4 protein-coding genes are annotated in these 4,298 nt (G+C 59.2%); 1 reads left to right on the plus strand and 3 read right to left on the minus strand.

The annotated features are described in order from the left end of the window. Nucleotides 1-578: 578 nt before the first annotated feature. The 3 genes from HX815_RS14230 to HX815_RS14240 all read right to left on the minus strand — a co-directional run bounded on the left by HX815_RS14230 (nt 579) and on the right by HX815_RS14240 (nt 2,886). Complete coding sequence (locus HX815_RS14230) at nt 579-1,478, minus strand: hydroxymethylglutaryl-CoA lyase (protein ID WP_177028446.1); 900 nt, start codon at nt 1,476-1,478, stop codon at nt 579-581. A gap of 12 nt (nt 1,479-1,490) precedes the next feature. Continuing rightward, nucleotides 1,491-1,889: a MerR family DNA-binding transcriptional regulator gene (locus HX815_RS14235; protein ID WP_003211806.1), complete on the minus strand. Its 399-nt coding sequence runs from the start codon at nt 1,887-1,889 to the stop codon at nt 1,491-1,493. A 67-nt stretch (nt 1,890-1,956) separates the two neighbouring features. Then, the gene (locus HX815_RS14240) at nt 1,957-2,886 is read right to left on the minus strand and encodes a LysR family transcriptional regulator (RefSeq protein ID WP_003211805.1); all 930 of its coding nucleotides are present in this window, start codon (nt 2,884-2,886) and stop codon (nt 1,957-1,959) included. 150 nt (nt 2,887-3,036) lie between these two features. Here HX815_RS14240 and HX815_RS14245 point away from each other — a divergent pair, with 150 nt between their 5' ends. Beyond that, entirely contained in the window at nt 3,037-4,266 is a 1,230-nt protein-coding gene (locus tag HX815_RS14245; protein WP_003211803.1) for an acyl-CoA dehydrogenase, read from the plus strand. The last annotated feature ends 32 nt before the right edge of the window (nt 4,267-4,298 follow it).

The following is a 4,298-nucleotide window of genomic DNA, read 5'->3' on the forward strand; positions in this document are numbered from 1 at the left end:
ACCCAAAAAACGGATATACACGCAAATCACCTTCCCCGAGAAAGCACAAAGGGGACCCGAAGGTCCCCTTTAATTTGTCGTTGCGTGCTCTTTTTTTATTATTGAGGGGCGGTCTATTGTTGTTTTTGGCAACCGTGGCCCTTTACCGCTGTTTTTGGCGACCCCCATCCGGGGTCAAGAGCAAACGTATTTTTTTGAGCGCTGATCTGCTTCTTCGCACGCGATCCAACCAGTGGGTAGCTACCTTGAGGTAGTTTTTTGTTCTTCTCTATCCGGTTGCGGGTTTCGGCAAGCCGTACCCTGCGAAGCACATCTTCTCCAAAAAAATCTGTTAGCTGCGTCTCTGCCGTGTTGTTTTTGTTATGTCAGAGTCGTTACGTCTTATTTTTATTAGGTTTGGTGCTTTTTATTCTTGTTATGCAATAGAGATAGCAGAAGCCGTGCCAACTTTTTAAAGTCCTTTAAAATCAATGCCTTGATTTTTGGGCGAGAAATTTCCTTCAGGAAATGCGACAAAATATGTTCCCGTGTTACCCGATGTGTAGCCGCGAGGTAACACATCGTCACAAGCGCACTACTCAACCGGCACTGCGAGCCTTCGCCACGCACGAACCGGTGGGGCGGCCGAGTACCGTACAAATCTGCTGACCCGCCAGAATCAGCTTGTCCATGTCGATACCCGTCTCGACGCCCAAGCCATTGAGCAGGTACAACACATCTTCAGTGGCAACGTTACCGCTGGCCCCCTTGGCATAGGGGCACCCGCCGAGGCCCGCAATAGAGCTGTCGAACACCTGGATACCTTCCTCAAGGCTGGCGTAGATATTGGCGATGGCCTGGCCATAGGTGTCATGGAAGTGCCCGGCCAGCTTGTCCCGTGGCACCTGCGCGCCGACCACCTCGAACATCCGGCGTGTTGCGCCTGCAGTGCCGGTGCCAATCGTGTCGCCCAGGGACACCTCATAGCAGCCCATGGCGAACAGCTCGCGAGCGACTGCCGCGACCTGTTCCGGCGAGACCTGACCTTCATAAGGGCACCCCAACACACACGACACATAACCCCGCACACTCACACCATGCTGCCTGGCCGCGTCCATGATCGGCACGAAGCGTTCCAGGCTTTCGCTGATGGAGCAGTTGATATTGCGCTGGGAAAACGCCTCGGAAGCCGCCGCAAATACGGCCACTTCTTTTACGCCCGCCGCCAGTGCATCTTCAAAACCCCGCAGGTTTGGCGCCAGCGCGCCATAGGTCACGCCCGGCTTGCGCTGGATCTGCGCAAACACCTCGGCCGACCCGGCCATCTGCGGTACCCATTTGGGCGACACAAAACTGCCGACTTCGATGTAACCCAGGCCGGCGGCACTCAGGGCGTCCACCAATTGCACCTTGTCGGCGACGCTGATGGGTTGCGCTTCATTCTGCAGGCCGTCGCGGGGGCCCACTTCCACCAGGCGCACATGAGAGGGGAGGGACATGGCAGCTACCTTTTATGAATGGCCAACCTGGCCCTGAATGGTCTGTTCCAGCGCCTGGGTGCAACGCTCTTCGGCGGTGTCCAGCTCGAGCTTCATCTGTTCGATGTCGAGCAACTGTTGTTCCAGCTGCTCGCGGCGCTCGGCGATTTTCGCCAGCATGCTGTGCAGCTGTTTCTGGTTGCCGCTGGTAGGGTCGTAGAGTTCGATCAGTTCCCGGCACTCGGCCAGGGAAAAACCGATGCGCTTGCCCCGCAGGATCAGCTTCAGGCTGACTTTGTCGCGGGGCGAATAAATGCGCTCCTGGCCCCGGCGTTCCGGGGACAGCAGGCCTTGTTCTTCATAGAAGCGAATGGCGCGGGTGGTGATGTCGAGCTCGCGGGCGAGGTCGGAGATGCTGTAGGTCGTGCTCATGAGGGCGCTCAAGGAGTGTCTTGAGCGTTAAGCTAATGGCTGGTTGACGTTAACGTCAAGCTCGCTCCTACAGTTTGTCCAGCTTCTTCTCATGGGCCGTCACCTGCTGGCACAACTCGATCATCTGCTCGCGCATCCAGCGGTTGGCCGGATCCTGGTCGGTGCTTTCATGCCAGTACAGATGGGTTTCCACCATCGGCACATCATTCACCGGCAGGTTGAACCAGTGCAGTTCATGGCGCCGTGCGAAGCGCTCCGGCACGGTCATTACCATGTCGGTTTGCTGCAGCACCTGCGAGGCCATCAGGTAGTGCTGGGAGCGCAGGGCGATCTTGCGTTGCAGGCCCATCTTGCCCAGCGCCAGGTCGACATGGCCCAGGCCGTTGCGCCGGCTGGAGATATGAATGTGGGTCAGCGACAGGTAGTCATCCAGCGTCAGTTTGTCCTTGCCCGCCATCGGATGGCCCTTGCGCATGGCGCACACGTAGCGGTCTTCCATGAGCTTGACGTGGCGCACTTGCGGGTCGGTGTTGAGCGGCGCATCCACGGCAAAGTCCAGGCGACCGGCCGCCAGTTCCTTGGTGGTTTCCCGGCGCTTGGACAGGAAGCTCTCGATTACCACCGTCGGTGCCAGGCGGCGCAGGCGCTGGAACAGCGGCGGCAGAATCACCGCTTCGGTGAGGTCGGTCATGCTGATGCGGTAGGTCTTGGCCGCCTGTTGCGGGTTGAAGATCCGGCTTTCCTGTACCGACACCCGCAGCAGCGACAGCGCGTTACGCACCGGGCCAATGATGTTCTGGGCCATGGGCGTGGGCACCATGCCTTGGGCTGTGCGCACGAACAGCGGGTCGTTGAAGGTCTCCCGCAGGCGGGCCAGAGCGTTCGACACCGCAGGTTGAGTAATCCCGACAATCTGCCCGGCGCGGGTCAGGTTGGCTTCAGTGTAGATCGCGTCAAAGACGATGAAGAGGTTGAGGTCGACCTTGCTCAGATTCATTTCGCTGCGCTCTTATTGTTAGGTGTCCATACGCCGATCATATATCGGTGATGAATGTTAATACACGCCGAGAATAGGCTAGGTAAATTATCAACGCTGTTCTAGCATCGATTCATGACCTCAACAACCTCCATTGAGAAGGTGCTGCCCATGGATTTCGCCTATTCGCCCAAGGTTCAGGAACTGCGTGAACGCGTCACCGCGTTCATGGACGCCTACGTTTATCCGGCCGAGCCTGTGTTCGAACGCCAGGTTGCCGAAGGTGACCGCTGGCAGCCCACCGCCATCATGGAAGAGTTGAAGCTCAAGGCTAAAGCCGAAGGCCTGTGGAACCTGTTCCTGCCGGAATCCGAATTGGGCGCCGGCCTCACCAACCTGGAATACGCACCCCTGGCCGAAATCATGGGCCGCTCCTTGCTGGGGCCGGAGCCGTTCAACTGCTCGGCACCGGATACCGGCAACATGGAAGTGCTGGTGCGCTACGCCAACGAAGAGCAAAAACAGCGCTGGCTCGAACCGCTGCTGCGCGGCGAAATCCGCTCGGCATTTGCCATGACCGAGCCGGACGTGGCTTCCTCCGATGCCACCAACATGGCCGCCCGTGCAGAACGCGACGGCGACGAGTGGGTGATCAACGGTAAAAAATGGTGGACCTCCGGCGCCTGTGACCCGCGCTGCAAGATCCTGATCTTCATGGGCCTGAGCAACCCGGATGCGCCGCGTCACCAGCAGCACTCGATGATCCTGGTACCAGTGGATGCGCCCGGTGTGAAGATCGTGCGCCCGCTGCCGGTGTTCGGCTACGACGACGCACCCCATGGCCACGCCGAAGTGCTGTTTGAAAACGTCCGCGTGCCGTACGAAAACGTCCTGCTGGGCGAAGGCCGGGGCTTTGAAATTGCCCAGGGGCGCCTTGGTCCGGGCCGTATTCACCACTGCATGCGTTCCATCGGCATGGCCGAGCGCGCGCTGGAACTGATGTGCAAGCGTTCCGTCAGCCGTACCGCCTTCGGCAAGCCGCTGGCCCGCCTGGGTGGCAATATCGACAAGATCGCCGACTCGCGGATGGAAATCGACATGGCGCGCCTGCTGACCCTGAAAGCTGCCTACATGATGGACACCGTGGGCAACAAGGTCGCGAAAAGCGAAATCGCCCAGATCAAGGTGGTGGCGCCGAACGTGGCGTTGAGGGTGATCGATCGCGCCATCCAGATCCACGGTGGCGCCGGCGTATCCAATGACTTCCCGCTGGCCTACATGTACGCCATGCAGCGCACCCTGCGCCTGGCCGATGGCCCGGACGAAGTGCACCGCGCAGCAATCGGCAAGTTCGAGATCGGCAAGTATGTGCCGCGGGAAATGATGCGCAGCGGGCAGTAAAACCGAGGTGTCTTCATCGCAGGCAAGCCAGC

The sequence above is a fragment of the Pseudomonas sp. E6002 genome, assembly GCF_013385565.1.
Classification (GTDB): Bacteria; Pseudomonadota; Gammaproteobacteria; order Pseudomonadales; family Pseudomonadaceae; genus Aquipseudomonas.

What these genes read in the sequence shown, in the direction of transcription:
- HX815_RS14235 (WP_003211806.1), bottom strand. Translation starts at nt 1,889, where the DNA reads ATGAGCACGACCTACAGCATCTCCGACCTCGCCCGCGAGCTCGACATC.
- HX815_RS14245 (WP_003211803.1), top strand. Translation starts at nt 3,037, where the DNA reads ATGGATTTCGCCTATTCGCCCAAGGTTCAGGAACTGCGTGAACGCGTC.
- HX815_RS14230 (WP_177028446.1), bottom strand. Translation starts at nt 1,478, where the DNA reads ATGTCCCTCCCCTCTCATGTGCGCCTGGTGGAAGTGGGCCCCCGCGAC.
- HX815_RS14240 (WP_003211805.1), bottom strand. Translation starts at nt 2,886, where the DNA reads ATGAATCTGAGCAAGGTCGACCTCAACCTCTTCATCGTCTTTGACGCG.